This is a genomic window from Paenibacillus sp. NPDC058898, from assembly GCF_049316025.1.
Lineage (GTDB): Bacteria > Bacillota > Bacilli > Paenibacillales > Paenibacillaceae > Paenibacillus_AQ.
In genome coordinates this window covers 69,532-92,246 of record NZ_JBMOSM010000010.1, presented here as the reverse complement: position 1 = coordinate 92,246, position 22,715 = coordinate 69,532, and the positions used below count along the sequence as shown (strand labels likewise).

At 50.1% G+C, this 22,715-nt stretch carries 19 protein-coding genes; 15 read left to right on the top strand and 4 right to left on the bottom strand.

Annotated features, from left to right (window positions below; genetic code table 11):
- Positions 1 to 86 precede the first annotated feature (86 nt).
- Positions 87 to 1,607, top strand: coding sequence for an MDR family MFS transporter (locus ACOZB4_RS23945; protein WP_379414517.1), 1,521 nt, complete (start codon positions 87 to 89; stop codon positions 1,605 to 1,607).
- 69 nt (positions 1,608 to 1,676) lie between these two features.
- On the opposite strand, the gene ACOZB4_RS23940 is transcribed toward ACOZB4_RS23945, so the two are convergent.
- Positions 1,677 to 2,147, bottom strand: a complete 471-nt coding sequence (locus tag ACOZB4_RS23940; RefSeq protein ID WP_076325923.1) for a MarR family winged helix-turn-helix transcriptional regulator — start codon at positions 2,145 to 2,147, stop codon at positions 1,677 to 1,679.
- A gap of 213 nt (positions 2,148 to 2,360) precedes the next feature.
- Here ACOZB4_RS23940 and ACOZB4_RS23935 point away from each other — a divergent pair, with 213 nt between their 5' ends.
- The 3 genes from ACOZB4_RS23935 to ACOZB4_RS23925 all read left to right on the top strand — a co-directional run bounded on the left by ACOZB4_RS23935 (position 2,361) and on the right by ACOZB4_RS23925 (position 5,792).
- Positions 2,361 to 3,701 carry an MFS transporter gene (locus ACOZB4_RS23935; RefSeq protein ID WP_379414518.1) on the top strand — a complete coding sequence of 447 codons (1,341 nt, stop codon included), beginning with the start codon at positions 2,361 to 2,363 and terminating at the stop codon, positions 3,699 to 3,701.
- An 82-nt stretch (positions 3,702 to 3,783) separates the two neighbouring features.
- On the top strand, positions 3,784 to 4,515 hold the full coding sequence (locus ACOZB4_RS23930; protein WP_339270322.1) for an ABC transporter ATP-binding protein: 732 nt from the start codon (positions 3,784 to 3,786) through the stop codon (positions 4,513 to 4,515).
- 14 nt (positions 4,516 to 4,529) lie between these two features.
- Positions 4,530 to 5,792 (top strand): ABC transporter permease, encoded by a 1,263-nt coding sequence (locus ACOZB4_RS23925; RefSeq protein ID WP_379414519.1) that lies wholly within the window; start codon positions 4,530 to 4,532, stop codon positions 5,790 to 5,792.
- A 280-nt stretch (positions 5,793 to 6,072) separates the two neighbouring features.
- Here ACOZB4_RS23925 and ACOZB4_RS23920 read toward each other — a convergent pair whose 3' ends face one another.
- On the bottom strand, positions 6,073 to 7,347 hold the full coding sequence (locus tag ACOZB4_RS23920; protein WP_379414520.1) for an NAD(P)/FAD-dependent oxidoreductase: 1,275 nt from the start codon (positions 7,345 to 7,347) through the stop codon (positions 6,073 to 6,075).
- 211 nt (positions 7,348 to 7,558) lie between these two features.
- Here ACOZB4_RS23920 and ACOZB4_RS23915 point away from each other — a divergent pair, with 211 nt between their 5' ends.
- From ACOZB4_RS23915 to nadE, 3 genes are all read left to right on the top strand, one after another.
- Positions 7,559 to 9,283 (top strand): two-component system sensor histidine kinase NtrB, encoded by a 1,725-nt coding sequence (locus ACOZB4_RS23915; protein ID WP_379414521.1) that lies wholly within the window; start codon positions 7,559 to 7,561, stop codon positions 9,281 to 9,283.
- A gap of 323 nt (positions 9,284 to 9,606) precedes the next feature.
- Positions 9,607 to 10,041, top strand: a complete 435-nt coding sequence (locus tag ACOZB4_RS23910; RefSeq protein WP_076325917.1) for a BrxA/BrxB family bacilliredoxin — start codon at positions 9,607 to 9,609, stop codon at positions 10,039 to 10,041.
- A 347-nt stretch (positions 10,042 to 10,388) separates the two neighbouring features.
- Entirely contained in the window at positions 10,389 to 11,198 is an 810-nt protein-coding gene (gene nadE / locus ACOZB4_RS23905; RefSeq protein ID WP_076325916.1) for an ammonia-dependent NAD(+) synthetase, read from the top strand.
- A gap of 70 nt (positions 11,199 to 11,268) precedes the next feature.
- Here nadE and ACOZB4_RS23900 read toward each other — a convergent pair whose 3' ends face one another.
- Entirely contained in the window at positions 11,269 to 11,820 is a 552-nt protein-coding gene (locus ACOZB4_RS23900) for a dihydrofolate reductase family protein (RefSeq protein ID WP_339270330.1), read from the bottom strand.
- 189 nt (positions 11,821 to 12,009) lie between these two features.
- Between ACOZB4_RS23900 and acpS the strand changes: the two genes are divergently transcribed.
- From acpS to ACOZB4_RS23885, 3 genes are all read left to right on the top strand, one after another.
- On the top strand, positions 12,010 to 12,411 hold the full coding sequence (acpS, locus tag ACOZB4_RS23895; RefSeq protein WP_379414522.1) for a holo-ACP synthase: 402 nt from the start codon (positions 12,010 to 12,012) through the stop codon (positions 12,409 to 12,411).
- Between the two features lie 19 nt (positions 12,412 to 12,430).
- Entirely contained in the window at positions 12,431 to 13,579 is a 1,149-nt protein-coding gene (mutY, locus tag ACOZB4_RS23890) for an A/G-specific adenine glycosylase (RefSeq protein ID WP_379414523.1), read from the top strand.
- A 64-nt stretch (positions 13,580 to 13,643) separates the two neighbouring features.
- Complete coding sequence (locus ACOZB4_RS23885) at positions 13,644 to 14,879, top strand: MFS transporter (RefSeq protein WP_076325912.1); 1,236 nt, start codon at positions 13,644 to 13,646, stop codon at positions 14,877 to 14,879.
- Positions 14,880 to 14,981: 102 nt separating this feature from the next.
- On the opposite strand, the gene ACOZB4_RS23880 is transcribed toward ACOZB4_RS23885, so the two are convergent.
- On the bottom strand, positions 14,982 to 15,590 hold the full coding sequence (locus ACOZB4_RS23880) for a superoxide dismutase (protein WP_339270336.1): 609 nt from the start codon (positions 15,588 to 15,590) through the stop codon (positions 14,982 to 14,984).
- 321 nt (positions 15,591 to 15,911) lie between these two features.
- Here ACOZB4_RS23880 and ACOZB4_RS23875 point away from each other — a divergent pair, with 321 nt between their 5' ends.
- From ACOZB4_RS23875 to ACOZB4_RS23855, 5 genes are all read left to right on the top strand, one after another.
- Positions 15,912 to 18,479: a hypothetical protein gene (locus tag ACOZB4_RS23875; RefSeq protein WP_379414524.1), complete on the top strand. Its 2,568-nt coding sequence runs from the start codon at positions 15,912 to 15,914 to the stop codon at positions 18,477 to 18,479.
- A gap of 27 nt (positions 18,480 to 18,506) precedes the next feature.
- Positions 18,507 to 19,274 carry an ABC transporter ATP-binding protein gene (locus tag ACOZB4_RS23870; RefSeq protein WP_053490009.1) on the top strand — a complete coding sequence of 256 codons (768 nt, stop codon included), beginning with the start codon at positions 18,507 to 18,509 and terminating at the stop codon, positions 19,272 to 19,274.
- 68 nt (positions 19,275 to 19,342) lie between these two features.
- A complete protein-coding gene (locus ACOZB4_RS23865; protein ID WP_379414525.1) occupies positions 19,343 to 20,620 on the top strand; it encodes an ABC transporter permease in 1,278 nt (425 codons plus the stop codon).
- Between the two features lie 33 nt (positions 20,621 to 20,653).
- Positions 20,654 to 21,742, top strand: coding sequence for an efflux RND transporter periplasmic adaptor subunit (locus ACOZB4_RS23860; protein WP_379414526.1), 1,089 nt, complete (start codon positions 20,654 to 20,656; stop codon positions 21,740 to 21,742).
- Between the two features lie 445 nt (positions 21,743 to 22,187).
- Positions 22,188 to 22,610 carry a GNAT family N-acetyltransferase gene (locus ACOZB4_RS23855; RefSeq protein WP_076325907.1) on the top strand — a complete coding sequence of 141 codons (423 nt, stop codon included), beginning with the start codon at positions 22,188 to 22,190 and terminating at the stop codon, positions 22,608 to 22,610.
- Positions 22,611 to 22,715: the final 105 nt, after the last annotated feature.

Genomic DNA, 22,715 nt, shown 5'->3' with positions numbered 1-22,715 from the left:
TCTCTATTAAGGATACATGCCAGAAACCTGTTGCAGCAGGTCTGGGATTATGCCGGGGCTGTCTAGAGTAAAGGGGACGAAGGAACGTGGGTGTATTAAAACAAGACAAACGCGGTTATATCTTGGTCGGTATTCTGTTATCCACCTTTATGGCTGCGATCGAGGGAACGGTTGTCGGTCCGGCAGGTCCGGCGATTATCAGCAGCTTCGGCAGCGTGAGTCTGATGAGCTGGATCTTTACGGCCTATCTGCTGACGATGGCTGTGACGACGCCGATCTTCGGTAAAATAAGCGATTTATATGGACGCAAGCCCGTATTTTTATACGGCTCGCTGATCTTTCTCGTAGGCTCATTACTGTGCGGCCTGTCGCAGAACATGACGCAGCTGATCATATTCAGGGCGATCCAAGGGATCGGGGCGGGCGCCGTGATTCCGGTGACCTTCACGATTGTTGGAGATATTTACAATCTGGAGGAGCGCGGTAAAATTCAGGGGATGATCAGCTCCGTATGGGGAATCTCCTCTCTGATCGGCCCGCTGCTTGGCGGTTATTTTGTCGATTACCTGTCCTGGCACTGGATCTTTGTCTTTAATGTACCGTTTGCGCTGTTATCGATATGGCTGATTTTCCGTTATTTCAAAGAGGAACGCACCATCCGCGAGGTGTCGATCGATTACGGGGGAGCGGCTCTGTTTACCGTTGGGATGACAGCGCTGCTATTTGCGCTCGCGGTAGGAGGCGGAGAGACCTATTCCTGGACTTCTCCATTCATGCTCAGTCTGATTATCGGTTCCGTGGTGCTGCTTCTTGCGTTCCTGGTAGTGGAGAGTAGGGTGAAGGAGCCGATGCTGCCGCTGCATCTGTTCAAGATCAGGGATATTACGGTATCGACGGTGGCCAACATTCTGGTCAGCGCGCTTATCATCGGGTTGACCACGTATTTGCCGCTGTGGATTCAAGGCGTTCGAGGCGGCAACGCGACCTTGTCGGGACTGACATTGGCCCCGATGTCGATCGGATGGCTCATCGGTTCGATTATCAGCGGCCGTTTGATCGTTAAATCCGGCTCCCGGAAAACGGCGATTATCGGCGTCGTATTCCTAATGATCGGAGCGGTGGGGTTGGCTTATATGCATAAGGATACAGCGCTGGGCGTGCTGCTGGTCTTTACTTTCATTTATGGCGTCGGCTTCGGATACATCTCGACGTTGTTCCAGATCATTGCACAATCCTCGGTGGGTTATCAGGTTCGGGGAGCGTCCACGGCGCTGAACTCCTTCATTCGGACGTTCGGTCAGACCGTGGGCGTAGCGGTGTTCGGATTATGGGTCAACGCGGGAATTGCGGGCAGACTTGCGGCGGAGCCGGATGCTGCAGGCATTACCAGCGACGACATTAACAAATTGCTCTCTCCGCACGGAATGGCTGAACTGCCTGAAGGGTCAGGCGGTCTGCTGAGCGGAATACTGGAGGGCAGTCTGAATTCGCTGTTTGTGGTGATGGCCGTAATGGCCGTGATCTGTTTGTTTATCGTGGCCGCCTTCCGCAATGCTCCTCCTGAACCGGAGACGGAAACGGAAGAGGCGCAGACTTCAATGAAATGATAGATAGACCCTTATTAATAAGAAGAACCCTGATTCCGAGAAGGAGGAAGGGTTCTTCTCTTTGTTTTTTCAGCCTTGCTGGCGTACGATTTGCACCTGTTCCGCATGTTTGCCCATTTTACTCAGAAGCCCAATCAGTTGATACTTCTCTTCCTCATCCAATCCACCCAGGGCATGCTGGATGTGACGTTCATGCAGGGGGTAAAGCTTCTGCATCAATTGTTCTCCGGGCGGAGTCAGCTCGGCGTAAATCACTCTTCTGTCCTCGGGACAGGGCTTGCGGCGTACATATCCTTTTTCGACGAGCTTATCAACCACATAGGTTACGTTTCCGCTCTGCAGGAGCAGCTGTGCCCCGATCTGCTGGATGGGCTGGCGGCCTTTATAGAACAGTACTTCCATTACGGCAAATGAAGTTGGATTAAAGCCTTCGATTTTACTGCCATTCACGACATGTTCGTTGACGCTCTTGAATGACTTGGCAAACACCCGATACAGGTGCATAGCAAGCTGTGTATCGCGTTCATGTGACACCTTCATACATTCTCCCGCCTTTGATATGGACTCATGTCCTGAATTACTTCAAATCTAAGATTACGCTGAAATGAATAAATTCAACATGTGATTTGTCACAATGCAGCCGAAACATTTTCATTCTCCGGGTCCGTATCAACTACACCTCCAGCCCGATACGCCTTCTGAACGCCGATTTTATAATGAAATTATTCAGATGGGATGAAAAGGGTGGGGAACATGAATCAAGCACAAACCGTGGAATCAGAGGGATTAAAACCGCTGCTGCGCAATCGGAACTATATGTTATTGATGGGATCTCAGCTGGTGTCCAACATGGGAGAGTGGCTGTATATCATTGCGCTCTTGACGCTTGTCGGATTGAAATGGCAGGCCGCGCCCTGGGAAATAACGGCGATGACATTATGCATGGCCATTCCCGTCTTGATTGGCGGCCCTGTGGCAGGATGGATCGGTGACCGGTATGACCGCAAAAAAATCATGGTGATATCGGACGGGGTCAGAGTTTTTATCTTGATTGGGGTTTTGTTTGCAGGCAATCTAATACAAATTTATATACTACTGATCGTTAAAGGCCTGATGGATGTCCTGTTCTCTCCTGCCAAGAGCGGCAAGATTAAAGAGATCGTAGACCCGAAACACATCGATCAGGCGGTGACGATCAGTTCATCGATCGAGCAGTTGTCCAAGATCATCGGGCCGTCCTTGGGCGGTTTATTACTGGCGTTGTTCGGCATTCAGTTATGCTTCATTATCGATGCTGGCGCTTTTGTCGTATCGGCACTGTTTCTGCTTGGCGTGCCGGGTCGGAAGCAGCTTAAGCAGAAAGGATTGACCGGTGAGTCGCCAAATGAAGGGCGTAGTGGGCATGACGGACAAAAAAAATCCTTCTTCAAGGAAATCGGGGAAGGGGTGCAGCTGATCTATGGCATACCGCTGCTGCTGGGAGGCGTCATTACGATATGCGCAGTAGTACTGGTGCTGCAGATGGCTGATTCTCAGATTGTAACCTTGTTCCGGTTGATTCCGAATATATCAGAAGATCTGCTTGGTTACTGTATTTCCGCCAGCGGCCTGGGCACGTTGATCGCAGCCATGTTTGTCCGCAAGTTGAGCTGGAGCACGCTTGCCAAGATGGGAATAGGCGCTGCCGCAGCGGGTTTGGTGTTTGCCGTATGTGCCGTAGTCGTCGTGACCGAAATGCCGCATCTGCTGCAGAGCGTGGTGCTGTTCGGATCCTTCTTTCTGGCGGGTGCAGGCGGAGGCTTCGTGCTTGTACCGTTCCAGATGCTGCTGATGAAGAGGACCCCGGAGCATATGACGAGCCGCGTATTCGGAACGGTCAATAGTCTTACCAGCGGTGCGGCGATCATCGGACCTACGCTCGGCGGCGCTCTCGTTACAGGCCTGGGTCCTGTGCCGACTTATATCGTTGCAGGGCTTGGAACTGCTGCAGTGGGCGCCGTGCTGCTGCTGTTCAAAGGCAGAATCGAACGGAAGGATGAAACCTCTGCTACAGGGAATGGAGTCCATAGGGTCCCTGAAACTTCTACGATGTAATGTAAGAGTGTTTCACTAAATGCAACGAATCCCCGTCCATCTGCGTAATACTGAGAATAGGATTAATGGATGGGGTGTTAAGATGCATAAGATTCAAGAGAATGGACTTGAGCCCGAGCCGGTGCTGAAGGTGGATATTCAGCAGGCGGGTTACGAACCAGGTCGCCCGCGGATACGGGATATCTCGTTTCAAGTGGTACCCGGCGAACTGCTGGGGTTGATCGGACCGAATGGAGCCGGAAAAAGCACGACCATTAAGACGGTGCTGGGGCTGCTTAAAGACAGTAAGGCCGACGTCTTTATTGCAGGCCATCCTCCTCGATATGCTTACGTTCCCGAGCAGCCGGTGTTTTACGAGGAATTGACGCTATGGGAGCATCTGGATTTGGCAGCTGCCGCATTTGGAATGGATGATGAACATTTCGAAGCACAGGCTGATCAGCTTCTCCGTCAGTTTGGAATGGAGTCGGTACGCAATGAACTGCCGGGAGGCTTCTCCAAAGGAATGAAGCAGAAGATGATGCTGATGATCGGCTTTCTCTCCAAGCCAGACGTCTATATTGTAGATGAACCGTTTATTGGATTGGATCCCCGGGCTACCCGAGATTTTTTAAATCTGCTGCTTGAGGAGAGACGTCGGGGAGCCGGTGTATTGATGTCTACCCATGTGCTGGATACCGCAGAGAAAATTTGCGATCGCTTTGTGCTCATATCCGGCGGCCGGATTGCTTCGGAGGGCACGTTGGATCAAATCCGCCAGGCCGCTGATCTTCCCGGCGCATCGTTGTTTGATTGCTTCGATGCGCTGACATGAGGGAGGTGATGGATATGGATCGATCCTATCATTTTAGCCATCCGGGCGCTCTCTTTTGGCGAAGGGTAACCGCTCATTGGAAGAATCAACGCGATAATCTGGCAACCGTGGTCGACTGGATCGTGATGCTGTACATCATTGTTCCGGGTCTGCTGCTGGGAGGCGGGCTCTACCGCGAGTTATGGACGAGCCCGCTTCCCGGATGGGCACAGTTCTTCCCGCTGCAGGCGGTGGTAGGCATCCTGCTCTTTATGTTCTCTGGCAGAGTGCTGCTGTTCCTGGAAGAGGCTGACGTGTTGTTTCTTCGGCAGCAGGGGGGATGGATGAAGGGCTTAATGATCAGAGGCATGGTATACAGCCATACGGTCTCAGCAATCAAGGGATTGGTTGTTACAGTGCTTGCGCTGCCAATCCTGGTCAGGGAACATGGGATAACCGGTATTGTTCTGGTGACCTTGCTGATGATTACAGCTGTATGCGCCTGGTGCGCGAATCTATTAACCGCTATGATTCGCGCAAGCTATAAAGGCTGGCGGAAACATGTACTGACTTATATCGTACGCTGGCTCTCATTCGGACTGCTGGCGCTGCTTGTTACATTTTGGCTTGAGTCCTACGTTGTACTATGGGCAGCTTCCTTAATTTTGCTCTTGGTGCTGTTTCTTCTTAGCCGCAAGCGTCTTGCCATGCAAGGGACCTTCATCGCAGATGCGCGTGAGGATGCGAAGACAAGGATCCAGTTGACGGAAAAGCTGCTTATTCAAGCTGTCGGTAAACCTCCCAGCGTACGAAGTAAAACCTGGTTTATGCGCAAGTCCGGCCGGTTGTTCAAAGGTACGGCGGAGAAAAGGCTTGCCGATGCGGGGTTAAAGGCGATTTTGCGCCACTCTGAGAGCTTATTATTATATATTCAGATTACGCTGGTCGGCATCCTGGCCGTCTGGCTGCCGCCGCCGATCATCAAAATCATCGTATATCTTGCTCTGGTATTGATGATGTCGTATTGGCTGAATACAAGGTGGGCATTGTTCGCCAAAGCCGAATTTATGCAGGTGCTCCCGTTTACGAATCAGCAGCATCGTTCGGCTGGTGTTCTCGCGGTCCGAACCTTACTCGCTCTTCCCGCCTTTCTTTATTCGCTCATGACAGGGCTAACGCTTTTACAAGGGGGAATGGGATGGCTCGCCGCGCTTGTATTGACTGTGCTGGCTGTCATGGTCGCGCCCTCGCTCATGTCCTGGCCGGTCTACAAGGAGGAGAGACACCCGCAAGAATAATAAAAAGCGCGCTGGAATGCTCCAATGGATGGGGGCATACAGCGCGCTTTATTTAAGATATCAGAAAGTATAAACTTCGAAGCTTGTGGCTTCCTGATATCGCAAGAAAAACTTCCTCTAACTGCGGTCTGTCATCTGTGAGAGTACGTCGATAGACGTTTTTCTTTTAGATATCAGAAAGTATAAACTTCGAAGCTAGTGACTTCCTGATATCGCAAGAAAAACATCCTCTAACTGCGGTCTGTCATCTGTGAGAGTACGTCGATAGACGTTTTTCTTATTATTTGTTTATCACTGCGGCTTCGGCTGCATGCTTGCCTGCCGTATAACCGGTTGCAAAAGCGGCCGTAATATTGTAACCGCCGGTGTATCCGTGAATATCCAGAATTTCACCACAGAAGAAGAGCCCGGGCATCAGTTTGGATTCCATGCTTTTGGGTTGGACTTCCTTGAGGCTGACGCCGCCGCCTGTCACGAAGGCCTCCTTCAGCGAACGGGTGCCCGAAGCGCGGAACGTGAACTTTTTTAGAATGGAGGCAAAGGTTGTCAGCGCCGTTTTGGAGATACCGCTGCAGATCATGTCGCTGTCGATGGACGTCTTGGATAGCAGCAGGGGGATCATTCGTTCCGGGAGCATGCCTTTGAGCACGTTTTTGATGCTCTTTCTTGGCTCATCCTCCAGTCGACCTTTGAGCTCGGCCTCAAGCTCCGCTTGGGAGCGGTCGGGGAACATATCGATGCCCATGTCCACATTCACGATATCAAACTTCCGCTGTACCTGGCGGATGAACTGACTGCAGCGCAGCGCGATCGGACCGGACACCCCGAAATGGGTGAACAGCATATCTCCCCGGTGGGCAATCACTTTTTTTCCTTTCGGATTCCAGACGGACAGCTCAACATCCCGCAGTGACAAGCCCTGCAGTTCTTTAGAGGCAATAAAAGGCTCGGTAGAGACGATAGGCACTTCAGTTGGATACAGCTCCGTGATGGTATGTCCTGCCGCCTCAGCCCATGGATAGCCGTCCCCCGTGGAACCGGTTTGAGGCACGGATTGTCCGCCCGTTGCAATAATCACACAGGAAGACTTGATTACTTCCCCGGATTTCAGCTCAATCCCGGCTGTCCGGCCGTTCTCATAGAGAACTCTCTTCACCGGACTGTTTGTCCGGATGTCGGTACCGAGCTCCTTCACTTTGCCAATCAAGGCATTAACGACGCTGGAGGCTTTATCCGTCACAGGAAACATGCGCCCGTTGTCTTCTTCTTTGAGGCGGATACCAAGCCCCTCGAAAAAAGACATGATATCCTTGTTGTTCCAATGCTGAAAAGCACTATATAAAAAACGGCCGTTTCCCGGGATGTTGGCAATCAATTCATCCTGTTCTTTGGCATTCGTCACATTGCATCTTCCGCCGCCCGATATGCCTAGTTTACGGCCTAGTTTATCTCCTTTATCGATCAGCAGAACAGAAGCTCCTCTTTCCCCTGCAGCCACGCAGGACATCAATCCGGAAGGTCCGCCGCCGACGACAATAATATCATAATCAAGCATGTTTGCTCATAGCTCCTTTGGGGGTATATCAATTAATAGATGAATCTTATTATATAGGATATTTGCGAATTATCCCAAACCTCATGAAAAGGACACAGGATGGAGTTTCCCCAGACTTCGAATGAGAAATTACAATATATTGTAATATGATGTCGCCTATGCTTTAATCAGAAATATTAGATGCGTTGTCCAATTGAGGTGATCGATCGCTGTGCTGAGCCTATGGAAAGATATTTTGCTGCAAGTTTTGCTGTCTGGTACACTCATCTTTCATCTGCCGCTTCTCCTCGACAGACATCTAAAGTGCCTGAACAAGAAGAATCCGGATGATCTGCTTCGATTTCGCCAACATATTGTCATTGCATGCGGAATCAGTACTGTATTATGCGTCTTGATCTCGGCTATGAACGATTATTACGTTCCGATCCATCTTGGCGTAATCCCGTTATTTTTAGGCATATTATATGGAAGTCGGCGTTCAGGTCTATGTCTTGCAGCTATATATATCACAAGCTATGGGCTGATGAACGGCTGGTCCACGATCGGCCTCATTCTGTATATGCTGGTTCTAGGGTACTCGCTATTACCCTGGATTACCTCCAATTTCAAGAAAGGCTCCATGACCGAAAAGATTTGTTGGCTGTGGAGCGCGCTTATTCCGGCTATGCTGATTATTGTAGCCTCCCACGCGATTGAAGGAAAGGTTAACCAGGATGCTCTGAATCCGGATACGATTCTGGTAACCATTCTGTATATGCTGATCGGTATTTTTTATTCTGGAATGATTGTGTACTGGATCGAATTAACATGTGAGCGCCTAGGCGCAGGTCAATACGATGTGAAGGTCAAAGAGTGGTCATCTTTAACAAAAATGATGGAGATGATTCCTTTAGGAATGGTTGCGGTGGATCGAAGCGGCAATATCATCGCCTTTAATCAACCGCTTATCCGCAGCTTTCGAAACGTCTTTCCTAATCTGACGACCAAGGATGTCATCGGCAGACCATTATTTGACTTATTGGACGGCATGATTCAAAAGGAGCATCTGCGCAACCGGTTTCAGAGAGCTATGGATGGAATCGAAAGCACCGGCGAGATTATGCGAAGCGCTACCCGGGTGTATTCCACCGGCATCTATCCACTTATACATAATGGGAACGGAGACATCTTGGGTGCGGTAGGAGTTATGGAAGACATTACGGAGCTGGAGAGGCTTCGCACGGAATTTATGAATGTAGAGCGTTTAAGCTTGGTTGGCCAAATGGCGGCAAGTATTACCCATGAGATTCGCAATCCAATGGCTGTCGTACGCGGATTTTTGCAGCTGATGCAGGAGAAGAGTCCTGATACGCTGGACCATTATTACCGGATCGTCATGGAGGAGCTTGATCGGGCCAACGGTATCATCAGCGATTTTTTATCCCTCGCCCAAAACCGGGTGGCAGAAAAAGAAGAGTGTCACCTTCATGACATTATCCATGAGCTCAATCCGCTCTTGTGGGCCGACGCGAATTTGCGCGGACAGAGCATTGAGCTGAAACTCGGAACCGAAATTCCCCATCTGTACCTGAATACCAAGGAAATGAAACAGCTGATTCTGAATTTATGCCGAAACGGGATGGAGGCTATGGACGATAAGGGAACGTTGACGATTGAAACTCGGATGGAAGGAGACCGGGCGCAGCTGTACGTTGCGGATACCGGAATCGGCATCTCGGAGAATGAGCTGGAGCGCTTGTTTGAACCATTCTTTACGACGAAGAGCAAGGGAACGGGGCTTGGACTCGCCCTGTGCATGAGCATTGTACAGCGTCATCATGGAACCATTGATGTGAAGTCGAAGCTTGGCGAGGGAACGGTTTTCATTATTTCTTTTCCTCTTCACTCGTACCCGCAAGGTTTGCCGGAATCCCAGAGCGCTGCCGCTTTCGAATAAACGGATTGGTAATTAGGCATCATAAGGCAGAGCTTAGGGCAAAGGAGGGATTCGGATGAGTAAAAATGATTCCAAGCAACAGGAGCAGCAGGAGCGTGAAAACAAAGATCGCCGTGGTGAGCCCATCGTTGACAAGAAAAAAGATGGGGTAAACTATCCTGCTACCTAGTTCAACCAATGGAACATGAAAAACGGGCGGTATCCTATTTTGTGATGCTGCTCGTTTTGTATTTTCTTGCTTTCACTCTTTAGGATTGTATAATATAGATATCGATGAGCTGTTATAATTCGAACAATCTTGTTTATATAAGGAGTGAAGAGTTATGGGTATGTCTTTTGACCGATATATGCGCGATATGGTTCAACCGATGCGGGATGAGCTGACCAGCTTGGGAATCAAGGAACTGACAACACCTGAAGAGGTAGAGGAAGTTCTTCCTACAGCGAAAGGTACAACGCTGGTCGTTGTAAACTCCGTATGCGGCTGCGCAGCAGGGCAAGCGCGTCCTGGTGTAGCCATAGCGCTTGAGAACCAGGTGAAGCCGGATCAATTGTTTACCGTGTTCGCCGGACAGGATAAGGAAGCAACGGCTAAAGCACGTGAGTATTTTGCTCCGTATCCTCCATCCTCCCCATCGATTGCTCTGTTGAAGGACGGGGAATTGGTGCACTTTATTGAGCGTCATCAAGTGGAGAATCGTTCTGCAGAAGAAATCGCGGCGGATTTGACCGACGCATTCAATCGCTACTGCCAGTAATCCGGCAGTTACATAGGCCCCGAAGCATTCGGCATATTCCGAAGCCGCGGGGCTTTTGTTATAGATATAGAATTTATAAGTTATCTCAGCTACGCTGATGAAATTCTATATCGCAAGAAAAACTTCCGCTAAATGCGGTCTGTCTTCTGAGAAAGTACGTCGATAGACGTTTTTGTTATAGATATAGAATTTATAAGTTATCTAGCTACGCTGATGAAATTCTATATCGCAAGAAAAACTTCCCGCTAAACGCGGTCTGTCTTCTGAGAAAGTACGTCCATAGGCGTTTTTCTTTTATCAATGAAGTACTTCAGAAAGAGAGAACATACTGAAAGGAGTCATATATCATGAGCCTACAAGAACAAATTATCGCAGAGCTGGGTGTCAAACCTACCATTAATGTGGAGGAAGAGGTACGCAAGCGCGTTGACTTTCTGAAAACCTATGTAAAGAACTCGGGCACTTCCGGACTGCTGATCGCCATTAGCGGCGGGATTGATTCAGCCGTCGCTGCCGGTCTGTGCAAGCGGGCCACCGATGAACTCACGGAGGAGATTGGCAAGGAATACAAGACACTCGGGGTGTTCCAGCCATACGGCGAACAGGCTGATATTTCAGACAGCTATGCGACAGCAAAGGCCTTCGATTTGAAACATACCGTCGAGACGAATATCGAGGAAACGGTGAACGAAATAGCTTTGGAGGTTGAGCATGGCCTGAAAAATATCGGGGTCCATAAGCATATGAGTATTCCGGGTAAAGGCAATGTGAAGGCCAGAGTGCGTATGGTGGTACAATATGCGCTGGCATTCGAGCAGAATTTGATCGTGGTCGGTACGGATCATGCTTCCGAGGCGATTACCGGCTTCTATACCAAGTGGGGCGATGGAGCAGTGGACATTACGCCGCTGAGTTCCCTGAACAAGCGTCAGGTTCGTATGCTTGCATCCTATTTAGGAGTTCCGAAATCGATTCTGGATAAAGCCCCTTCTGCCGGCCTTTGGGAAGGTCAAACAGACGAGAAAGAGCTCGGAATCAGCTACGAGGATAACAGCGATTACCTGGAAGGTAAGACGATTGATCCTGATGTTCAGCAGAAACTCGAGAGTTATTACGTCAAAACCGCACACAAGCGCAATACGATTCCAGGCATCTAACATACAAATATCCAGGCAACCAGCCTTCCGGTGGAATAACCTCCGGAAGGCTAGTTTATTTAGCGCGGCACTAGGTATATATGATATTGTAGGTCGGTTTGAGAACGCCGTTGGCATATTGCTTCATATCGACCAGTTCGAGTTTTAGCCGCGGTTTGACACTCCCGAACAATGGAACCCCGTCACCAACCATTACCGGGTTTACCTTTAATACAAGCTGATCGATCAGTTGATGCTGAAGCAGGCTTCCTGCCAATTCCCCGCCGCCGCACAGCCACAGCTTGCCGTCTGTCTGTTGTTTAAGATTATGGATGTACGGGATGGCGTCCTCCTTGACTAATTCAACTTCTTCATTGGATTCGAATTCTAATGAGCGTGAGAATATATAATGCTTGAGTCCTTTGTAACCAGGCTCTCCTGGCTTAGCCCCCATCTTAAATCCAAACTCATACGTTTTACCGCCCATCAGCACAGCCTCAAACTCCTGGATTTCTGCCAAGAAGTCCGGAACATGCTCTCCATCGAATAAAAAGAGAGTGCGGTCGATCCTTCCATCCATCATGGCTTGATCGGCGATAAAATAGTCAAGCGAAACAGCCACGTGATAAATCAATGAGCCCATAATATGGTTCCCCTTTCGCCATGCTATTTTGTACAGTCTATATAGATGAAATTTGAAATACAACAAATTTATTTAATTCATGTTGTTGTAACACCGTTGGTCTCGCGTTGACGTACATCGACTGATACAATAAGTAAGAGTATATTTTTTGGACAGGAAGACTGGATCCATGAAGGAGAGCGGACGATTGTGATCTACGGAATCGGACATGATGTGCTGGACATGAAGCGAATGGAGATGTTGATGACAGGCCCGCATGGAGAAAGATTCATGAAGCGCGTGCTTACGCAGGGTGAGCAGGTCATTGCCGCCGGTAAGGGGGCGAAACGGACGGAGTTTGTTGCCGGGCGCTTTGCTGCCAAAGAGGCGATATCCAAAGCCTTTGGCTCCGGAATTGGAGGTATAATCGGGTTCCGTGACATAGAAGTGCTGCCGGGTGTTCTTGGCAGGCCTGAGACTCGACTATCCCAGGAAGCCTGGGATCGCCTCGGAATGGAGGAGTCCGCTCATTATGCGATTCATTTGACGATTTCGCATCAGACCACGCTGGCTTCCGCTTTCGCCGTGGTTGAGAAGATAAAGATAGGTTGACGAAGGAGATTACTTATAGATGCATAATACGGAACACAAACAATACTTCAGCCAAGAGCTGCTGGATTGGTATGAGATCAACAAAAGGGATTTGCCATGGCGCCGGCATCGTGATCCCTACTATATATGGGTATCTGAAATTATGCTGCAGCAGACCCGGGTGGACACGGTAATCCCATATTTCCACCGGTTTATCGAGCGGTTTCCAACGATTCAGTCGCTTGCGGATGCGCCGGAGGACGATGTGTTGAAGTGCTGGGAGGGCCTTGGCTATTATTCCCGGGCACGCAACCTTCAGGCTGCCGCAAGGCAGGTGACAGAGCAGTATGGGGGCGTTATGCCGAGCGGCAAAGATGAAGTGTCGGGACTTAAAGGCATTGGTCCATATACCTCGGGTGCCATTCGCAGCATTGCATTCAATATTCCTGCCGCAGCAGTGGACGGTAACGTCATGCGTGTGCTGTCCCGCTATTTTTTGATTGAAGAAGATATTATGAAAGTGAAGACCCGCACCAAGATGGAGGAGCTGGTGCTGACGCTGGTTCCGGATGGGCGAGCATCGGATTTCACCCAGGCGTTGATGGAACTGGGGGCGTTGATCTGTACGCCGAAGTCCCCCAAATGTCTGGTATGCCCTGTGATGGAGCATTGTACAGCACGGTTTGAGGGCAAAGAGGAGTCCCTTCCTATTAAGACGAAGGCCAAACCGCCACGTCCTGAATACCGCCTCACGGCCATTGTAGAAGGCACTGGCGTGCACGAAGGGAAGATTCTGATCCGCAAGCGTCCATCCACCGGTTTATTGGCAGGGATGTGGGAGCTGCCGCATGTGATCGTGTCGACTGAGGGGAGCGGCGTGCCGGCCGTGATGTCCGAGGAGACGGCGATGAGCCGCTTGCGTCATGCCTTGCTGGAGGAAGGAGTTCCGATCCTGCCGATGGGCCATGTGATGGACGCCGAGCATACCTTTAGCCATATTCAATGGCATATGGGCGTGTACCGCTGTAAATGGCAGGATGTGCCGCCGGAAGCCCTGGAAGTAGCAGAGAGTGCAGCGGCATATGAGACAGGCGAAGAGAGCTTTCGCTGGATTCACGTTCATGACATGGAACGCTACGCATTTCCGAATGTGTTCATTCGGATTCTGAACTCGTATTTCTCATCTTAAAGCCGTATTTCCCTTGCAATGGGAGATATAATGTTGAAACGGCTTGTAAGGAGTAGTGGAGATTTTGCATAGCTGGAAGAATGCGCTTCTTTACATTTTTGGCATCGGGGTTTCCAATCTGGGAAACTGGATCTATCTGGTCGCGATTAATTTGCTTGTGCTGCATATGACAGGTTCTCCTGCGGCAGTGGCTGGATTGTTTATCATCCGGCCGCTCGCAACCCTGTTTACCAACTCCTGGGCGGGCAGTATTATTGACCGGGCGAATAAGCGCAGGCTTATGATCACCACCGATGTGATCCGGGGGGCTTTGATTGCCCTTATCCCCTTCATGTCCTCGGTTTGGGGCATCTACTGTATCATGTTTCTGATTAACGTTGCGGGGGCTTTCTTCGGGCCTACGTCCATGACATATATAACGAAGCTGATCCCGGCAGAGGAACGAAAGCGGTTCAACGCATGGTCCAGCTTTACGACATCCGGCGCGGTGCTGCTTGGACCCGCTATATCCGGTCTATTGATCGCTTATACGGACATTCGGATCAGCATCTTTATCAATGCCGTATCTTTCTTCATCTGCGCGCTTGTCATTTACTTCCTTCCCGATGTGGATGGAAAGGAAAGCGCAGGCAATGGACGGGATGCCATCACAATGAAGACACTGCTTCAGGACTGGGCTGCGGTTATTGATTTCGGGAAAGCGGCGAAGTATTTTATGCTTGTATACTCGTTATTTCAATCTGCCATGCTGCTAGGCTTCGCGCTCGATTCCCAAGAGGCAACCTTTATTAAACAGGTATTGCTCCTCGGCGACGAGGATTATGGACTACTCGTCAGCGTAGCCGGAGCTGGGTATTTGGCCGGCTCAGCGGCTGCGTCTCTAACTGTCAAATGGCTATCATTGCGCATGTTTATCGGGGCTGGTGTGCTTCTATCTAGTGCCGGGTATATGATCTTCTATGCCGCATCCGGCCTCCTGACGGCCGTTATCGGCTTTATCGCGTTTGGTTTCTTCTCTTCGTATGCGAATGCGGGATATACTACCTTTTTTCAAAATCAGGTGCCTATTGATCTGATGGGGCGCTTTACGAGTGTGACCCGCTTATTGGAAGGGATGCTGCAGATTCTCTTAACACTTCTGCTCGGTTTTGCCGCCGATGCCTGGCCGCTGCAGGCCGTATGCCTGATCGGTGCAGGTGCAGCCGTCCTGATCTCGGTCATTCTGCTGGTGGTCATCTATGCACCATCCAAGGTCCGCCATTATGAGTCAGGCTCTGCAGCAGCGGTAAATAACACGTAACAGCATGATATAGATATAGAGAAAGGCTGCTTTCGCAGTAGACAGGGTCTACAGCTGAAAGCAGCCTTTTTTGGTATGATATCGGTTTTTAGTTAAGCGATATTATTTCGCGTTATCGTAACGTTTGCCGACTTCTTCCCAGTTCACTACATTCCAGAATGCGGAGATGTAATCAGGGCGTTTGTTTTGATATTTCAGGTAGTAAGCATGCTCCCAAACGTCCAGGCCGAGGAGAGGTGTTTGACCTTCCATGATCGGGCTGTCTTGGTTCGGTGTGCTGGTTACTGCCAGTTTGCCGTCTTTAACAACGAGCCAAGCCCAGCCGCTGCCGAAACGGGTTGTAGCCGCTTTTGCGAAATCTTCTTTGAATTTATCAAAGCCGCCCAGTTCACTGTTGATGGCATCAGCCAAAGCGCCAGTCGGTTGTCCGCCGCCGTTTGGTCCGATAACTTCCCAGAACAGGGAGTGGTTAGCATGGCCGCCGCCGTTGTTGCGAACCGCTGTGCGGATGCTTTCCGGTACAGCGTCAAGGTTAGAGATCAGATCCTCAAGGGATTTGCCTTGAAGCTCAGGAGCGTTCTCAAGAGCAGCGTTCAAGTTGGTTACGTAGGTATTATGGTGGCGATCATGGTGGATCTCCATCGTTTGTGCGTCGATATGAGGCTCGAGCGCGTCGTTTGCGTAAGGAAGTGCTGGTAATTGAAATGCCATAGTAAAAAACCTCCTGTAAATTTAGTTTTTGGTTATGATGAAAGGGTCTTCCTTCATCAGGAAGTCTTTATCATCCCGGAGACGTAATATGTAATCCGGCTACACTACATATATTAAACCGTTTTGGGTGATTAAATCAACTTTTATGTTTGAAAAGTCCGAGAGGGCTGATTTATTGCATGAACGAAAGTTGTGACATCGAAAATTAATGGAAAACTTTTCTGTGAAATTTGTCGTTATATATATAGTCTTGAACAAATCTATGATCGAAACGTCGATATAGAAGGGATATGTCGAGGTAGAAAGGAGTCGGTACATAATATGAATAGTACAAAGCTCAGAGTGACTGCCATTCTGATGGCTGCCATTCTGGCTGCAGCACCGCAAGTGGAAGCTGCAGCAACTAAGACACAGCCATCCCAAATCACGAAGTCGACTGCACAGAAGGGTGCAGCTCTGGCCTGGAGCGTGCAGCTTGGGAACAACGTCACAGCAAAGCTTGACCATGCCGACGTATGGCAGCAGACCGGCACGAATGTGGCGGTATTTACACTGACTTATAAAAACGGGGGGAAAAGCGCAGCGCGCCTGGTATCTTATTTTCCCAAGGTGGTGCTTCCCGGCGGTTCCGTGACGGCGGCCAATCCCATATCCAAGGATCTGGCCAAGAAGAAGGTAGAGCCCGGGCAAAGCCTGAGTGTAACCTACTATGCGAAGACCGAGAGCAGTTCCTTGTCCGGCATGAAGCTGGTGATGGACGTATGGAATCCGCAAGTCAAAGGCTACCTGCAGCGTGTCGGAACGTACAGAATGCCCGCCAATTATACAGCAGCCGTACCATCTGGTTCGACCTCCAAGCTGAATCTGGGCGGCACTCCGGTTACCGTACAGGCTGAATCACTAGAGATCATCAAGTATGACGGCAAAGTCATCGCCAAAGTCGGGATGTATATGACGAACCATGGTGGAAAGGTATGGAATGATCGGGGGTTCGAACCGTATTTGGCGACGGCAAGCGGCAGTTCGTTCCTTCTGCGTCATGAGGCAGGGGCTGAGGGTGTGCCTGTTCAGCCGAAAGAAAAGAAACTGGTTTATTACATAACAGAAGTTCCCTCTTATCTTAAAACGACCGGTTTGCATTTCCTGTGGACCGAAAACGATGAAACGCTGAAGCTGTCATTGCCAGTCGCATCCTTCAAGCTACCTGCGGCAACAGCTCCAAAGTGGGATGTTGCGGCGGGCGCGGCCAAGAAGTTGACCATCAAGGGGATTCCGGTCGATGCCAGAATCCGCCAAGCTTCGCTGCGTGCCTCAGGGGGGCAGGGCATATGGAATATCGAGATGGCCTTCAAGAATAAAGGAAAAAAATCGGTGGAGGTTCCGGCCTACGAATTTGCGATTAAAGCATCCGAAGGCTCCTTCCATCCTTACACTCCGGATAACAAAGCGGGTTTGACGCTGCGTCCCGGGGAAGAGAAAACAATGGTGATGGAAATAACGCTCCCGCTAGAACTCAAGCAGGACCGATTGAAGCTGCAAATGATCGGGACATCTGGACCAGCCAGCTCATCTAAACCGCCGGCGAGCTCGGGTGAACCGGCCGGTGAGCCGACCACCGAGGTCCAGGAGTCATTGACCCTGCCGATTGCATACTTTGCCATCCCTTATCAAACGGAACGCAAATCATCTATCGGTGTGGAGTACGACGCGCAGACAGCCAAAGGATTTGCGTACACGCTGGAATCCATCCAGCGCCTGCCATGGCAGGATCAGGATCTGATCGTTGCAAAGCTGCGTCTGCGGAATACGCAGGAATCCAAATCGCTGCCGCTGCCTGAGCTTAAAGTGAACGTCACAGCGGACGAAAAAACAAGTCTGGCTGGTTCGGAGGTTATTGCGGAGGAGCAGGGTTCCCTGATTTCCCCGGGGTCATCAACCGAGGTATATGTCATGGCTCGGATCCCGTATACCAAGGATATCCGTTCGCTTCGCTTCGAGCTGTTTACGCAGCAGGATACGGCCAAAACGTCGTTTCTTACCATGACCACGTCCGGCATGACGCAGTCGATCAGCACTTTGGAGAAAGGGAAGCCGTATACCGTTACCGCGATTGGTAAGCGCGCAGAGGCGCAGGAACGGCGGACGGTCATCTATGAAGGTGTGGACTCCGATATTGTCTATTCCGAGTTCTTGCTGACCAGCAATGAACAGCGCCGCGTCCAAGCAGCGGTGCTGAAGGGGTATTTCCAAAGCACGGATGGAAAGATCTATGAAGCGGAAACCATTCAGCCTGAAGCCTCGCTTCAGCCGGGGTCCAAGCAGTCGATTGTCTTTTGGGCCAGAGTGCCGAAGGGGGCTGCAAGCGAACTGGGGCTTGCTCTGGGTACGGCGATGACCGGAGGCAAGTTTGCTGAAACGGGTAAAGATGCTACCGGCGTCATGGGCATGAAAAAATTGATGCTGAATCCGATCAGACCTGCCATAAGCTCCGGACTGACAAACCTCGATTGGTATCCTTACCACGTTTCGGTTACGAAAGCGGTAGGACATCTGCAGGAAGGCAGCTCATCCATTCCGCTGAATATCACGATTGATGTAAAACGCAGCGAGAGCATCATTGCGGCGGACTCCGGCCACAAGCTGATTTTAATCATCAAGGATAACCTCGGGCAGACACAGGAGCGCACGCTCACGCCAGGAACCGATATCCAGGTCCCAGGCACCCGGTCGATGTCGATCGAGCTGTCGGATGAGCAATACAAAAAACTTCGAGGCGGTTGGTTTAACTTGACCCTGGTGGATGAATTCCAGGATGAGCGGATCACGCTGGGCAGTCAAAGCTACAATCTGATATTCACGCCTACAGCAGTTCCTGACGAGGAGAGTTAAATTAAGAACCGGAAAGGAATAGCGAACATGTTGCGTTTGGAGAATGTATCGCACAGCTTTAAGAACGGTAACGAAGTATTAAAAGTGCTCCATAATATCCAGTTCGAAGTCCAGAAGGGAGAGATGATTGCCCTGCTGGGCAGCTCCGGGTCGGGCAAGTCCACGCTGCTCAACTTGATGGCAGGACTGATGAAGCCGACGGAAGGCCATATTTATATTGCCGATCAGGATATTGTCAAGTACGGGGAAAACAAGCTTGCTGTCTTCCGGCGCAAGCATATCGGCTTTATTTTTCAGGCCTATGAACTGATCCCGACGCTCACGATTCGTGAAAACGTGGAGCTTCCCCTGGTCTTTCAATCCGTTTCTCCGTCCAAGCGCCGGAAGAAAGCGATGGAGCTTCTGGAGATGACGGGGATCGGCGATAAGGCTTCACTATACCCGTCCCAACTGTCAGGCGGACAGCAGCAGCGCGTTAGTATTGCGCGCTCGTTGATTACCGAGCCTTCCGTCATTTTTGCGGACGAGCCGACGGGTAACCTGGACACCAAAACGGAAGAGGAAATTATCCGAATCATGATGGCGCTGAACGAGTCCATGAAAACGACATTTGTCATCGTTACTCACGAGATGGAAGTCGCTGCCCAAATGAAAAAAACGATTATGCTCCGTGACGGTTATCTGGTTCAGCCGGAGGACTATACAACGCCAGCAGCAGGTCAACGGGGGCCAAACGGCCCCTCGTCCCTGCCTGGGGTCCCGGTTCATACGGAGGGGGCAGGTGAGGTCAGCTGATAATTTTAGACAGCATACGGCTGGCATGGGGACAGATTAAACGTCGTAAAGTGGTGACAGCCCTGTGCATGACTGGTATTTCGATTGGATGCGCGGCTATTATCGTAGCGATCAGCATTGGGAACGGCGCCCAGAATTATTTGGAGACGGAAATTATAGGCGGCATGAAGCTTGACGAGATTACGGTGACTCCACAGGGCTCAAGCGGGCAAGGAGAAGGCAGCGGCCCCGCGGCCGGAGCTGACCGGGGATTGCTAACGGATGATAAAGTTCAGGTGATTCAGGGCTTTGATCATGTCAAATCCGTTATAGCCACCAAGCAGCTCGGGTATTTTAGAGCCATTTCGTCCGATAACCTGATAAACGACGGTTTCAACGTCGTGGCCGTGGACCTGTCAAAGCTCAAAGAGCAGGGTAACAGGTTCAAGGAAGGTGGCGCGCTTGAACAGATCGGTGCCATGGTGCTCAATTACGGAGCAACAACCGGATGGAAGGATGCAGAGACGAGCGAAAGATTGATGAATATGATAAATACCGATCCCAATAACCCGAAGCTATGGGAAGAATATCAGATGTATGAGAGCACCGTTTCGGAAATGCACGGCAAAAATATTCAGCTGGAGTCGATGGACGCAGACAAGAAACAGCTTAGCCCACAGCTTTATGTTGGCGGCGTGCTGGATGTGCCTTCGGGGAGAGATGCCCAGTTTGCGTTCTACGATCGTCAGGCCTATATTTCCTTTGACACGGCGGAATGGCTAACAAACAGTTTGAACCTGCAAAATGGGACAACTTCGAAACAGCGAGTATACGATAGTCTAACCATCAAAGTGGATGATCTGCAGAATATTAAACCGCTTGAGGATTTAATCTCAAAACTTGCGCTGAATGCGAGCGACAATCTGGCCATGCGTGATCAGGTCGCTTCCCAATTGGATACATTCAAAGCGATCGCTCTCGGCATAGGCGTATTTATCCTGTTATTGGCCTCGATATCAATCATCGTAGCCATGACGATGTCTACGCATCAGCGCCGTAGGCAAATCGGCATTATGAAGGTCCTTGGGGCGAATATGCCGCAAATCCGCAACATGTTCATCGTAGAAGCCAGCCTGCTCGGTTTGCTTGGTGGATTGCTTGGCATCGTATTCGCATTTTTGATCATCAAGGGACTGAATTCATTCATTATGGCTTCGGCGGGCATGTCAGGGCTGCAAATTGCGGTTACGTTGGAGACGCTGCCCATCGGCATCGCATTCGCTGTGATGACCGGAATCTTCTCGGGGATCTATCCGGCGATCAGCGCAGCAAGAACGAATGCACTTCTGGCCATCAAGCGGGATTAGGATAATGAGCATCGGAAAGGAAGCTAAATCGGTATGATAAAAAAAATCATAAAATGGACGGTTATCGTTGCCGTGCTGGGCTTGGTGGGATATTGGGGATACGGACAGGTCAAACCGAAAGAACCCGAGATTCCCATGATGGAAGAGCCGCAGGTCATCACATTTCCCGTAACGGAGGAAACCATTGTCTCGACCGTGCAGGTCAAGGGAACATCCGAATACGGGCGGGAGACCAATGTGTACGCACCTTTTGAAGCGAAAGTGGAGTCCTGGAACGTTGAGAACGGTCAGCAGATCAAGAAAGGCGATGCGCTTTTTAAATTAGAGCAAACGGCCATTCGCCAGCAGCTTCAGCAGAAGGAAGCCGAGCTGCAGAAGCGGAAGCTGGAGAAGGAACTGAAGGAGTTTACGTTAAATCAGGACCTCGATAGCGCCCCCACTTTAGCAACGGAGGCCGAACGCCTTAAAGTGCTGGCAGATCAGGAAAATGCTCGGCTGAGCAGTCAACTGGACGAGGTTACTAACGATATTGAGCGCCAGACGATGGCCGACTTGAATGACAGGCTGAAGAAAGCTACATACTTATCACCAGCAGCAGGCCTGTTTCTGTTCGACCCGACACAGCAGCGGCCGCAATCGGTGACGGCGAACCAGTATATCGGCAAAATCGTCGACCTGGATTCTCTTCGATTAGTGGCATTTGTCGGGGAAAACGATATATTCAGCATTAAGCCGGACATGGCGGTTGAGGTTAAGATGCCGTCCATCAAGGATCTAAAGCTGAAGGGAAAGGTGCTGGAAGTAGCTAAATTCGCCGAGACGACGGCCCAGGAGAAGCAAACTTCCCAGACACCACAGTTTAAGGTGATCATCTCACTGCCGAAGGAAGATCGTTTAATCGGCGGCCTGACGCTGAACGGAGACATTGTAACCAAACGGAAGGATAAGGCGGTTGTAGTTCCTAAACTTGCCGTTATGACGGACGGAGGCGCCTCCTATGTCATGGTGGACAAGGGAGGCGGCCAGATTGAACGGCAGGATATCGAGACCGGCTTGCAGACGCTGGATAAAGTCGAGGTTTTGTCAGGGCTGAAAGTGGGCGACACCGTCGTTCTCCAGTAAGTAAATATCATGATCAAAAAACACAGCGTTCCTCAGAGGCACATAGCCGAGAGGACGCTGTTGTTTTTTACTACATGTCTTTATCCTCGGTGGAACTGGAGAAGGTTGGTTATTTTATCGAAGTATAAATCTCAAATAAGAAAGAAAACCACTGGGAATTAATGGGCCTATTTTAACAGTGAGATAATGGTTTAGCAGCAGGAAACAAACCTAGCATTCAACAAAAAAATGGAATTTTATCCAGCTAAAATGATGAAAACGCTTCCTATAAAGCGCTTTCAGAAGAAAACTCGTGAATTTACGAGAAAGATGTGGTTTAATGGACAAGGAAAGAGGATTTTCGGGTTTTTTGTAGTAATATAAATGTCAGGTTTGCGTAAACGGAATACTAGATTTTTGTAAACCGGGTAAACCGCATCATGCTAACGAAAAGGGAGATTTTGAAATGCATGTTCGTTCCTTTCAGTTGAGTGACTGTAACCCCGTAACCGAGCTACTTCAGATTGCTTTATCGGAAGAATGCTACGAAAACACGATGGAGCCCTTCTCCAGGCAGCTAGCTTGGGATTCCGATCTGATTATGGTAGCTGAAGAAAACGGTGAAATCGTTGGTGCCTTAATCGGTACGATCGAACGCAATCATGGTTGTTATTACCGCATTGCCATTCATCCCGACTATCGTAGAAAAGGGATTGGCAAATCTTTGATTTCGGCAATGGAACAGCGTTTTCAATCACGGAAAGTCAGTCGGATTATGGTAGCCGGAGACGAGCACAACGCCGCAGCCATGCCATTTTATGAAGCCATGGGATACGGTGCCAGCCAAATCCTGCGGTCGTTCCAGAAGCTCAGTATCCTTGGTCAATAGTCGTAATGACAAAAAGCGGTACATACGAGCGACGCAAACGGCGGCTTTAAGCTTCGACAGAGATAAGAAACGACATTTTTTCGATATGAAGCATATCTTTCAGCC

What these genes read in the sequence shown, in the direction of transcription:
- nadE (WP_076325916.1), top strand. Translation starts at nt 10,389, where the DNA reads ATGAGCCTACAAGAACAAATTATCGCAGAGCTGGGTGTCAAACCTACC.
- ACOZB4_RS23935 (WP_379414518.1), top strand. Translation starts at nt 2,361, where the DNA reads ATGAATCAAGCACAAACCGTGGAATCAGAGGGATTAAAACCGCTGCTG.
- ACOZB4_RS23875 (WP_379414524.1), top strand. Translation starts at nt 15,912, where the DNA reads ATGAATAGTACAAAGCTCAGAGTGACTGCCATTCTGATGGCTGCCATT.
- ACOZB4_RS23870 (WP_053490009.1), top strand. Translation starts at nt 18,507, where the DNA reads ATGTTGCGTTTGGAGAATGTATCGCACAGCTTTAAGAACGGTAACGAA.
- ACOZB4_RS23925 (WP_379414519.1), top strand. Translation starts at nt 4,530, where the DNA reads ATGGATCGATCCTATCATTTTAGCCATCCGGGCGCTCTCTTTTGGCGA.
- ACOZB4_RS23860 (WP_379414526.1), top strand. Translation starts at nt 20,654, where the DNA reads ATGATAAAAAAAATCATAAAATGGACGGTTATCGTTGCCGTGCTGGGC.
- ACOZB4_RS23910 (WP_076325917.1), top strand. Translation starts at nt 9,607, where the DNA reads ATGGGTATGTCTTTTGACCGATATATGCGCGATATGGTTCAACCGATG.
- ACOZB4_RS23940 (WP_076325923.1), bottom strand. Translation starts at nt 2,147, where the DNA reads ATGAAGGTGTCACATGAACGCGATACACAGCTTGCTATGCACCTGTAT.
- ACOZB4_RS23930 (WP_339270322.1), top strand. Translation starts at nt 3,784, where the DNA reads ATGCATAAGATTCAAGAGAATGGACTTGAGCCCGAGCCGGTGCTGAAG.
- ACOZB4_RS23855 (WP_076325907.1), top strand. Translation starts at nt 22,188, where the DNA reads ATGCATGTTCGTTCCTTTCAGTTGAGTGACTGTAACCCCGTAACCGAG.
- ACOZB4_RS23880 (WP_339270336.1), bottom strand. Translation starts at nt 15,590, where the DNA reads ATGGCATTTCAATTACCAGCACTTCCTTACGCAAACGACGCGCTCGAG.
- ACOZB4_RS23920 (WP_379414520.1), bottom strand. Translation starts at nt 7,347, where the DNA reads ATGCTTGATTATGATATTATTGTCGTCGGCGGCGGACCTTCCGGATTG.
- ACOZB4_RS23900 (WP_339270330.1), bottom strand. Translation starts at nt 11,820, where the DNA reads ATGGGCTCATTGATTTATCACGTGGCTGTTTCGCTTGACTATTTTATC.
- ACOZB4_RS23865 (WP_379414525.1), top strand. Translation starts at nt 19,343, where the DNA reads ATGACTGGTATTTCGATTGGATGCGCGGCTATTATCGTAGCGATCAGC.
- mutY (WP_379414523.1), top strand. Translation starts at nt 12,431, where the DNA reads ATGCATAATACGGAACACAAACAATACTTCAGCCAAGAGCTGCTGGAT.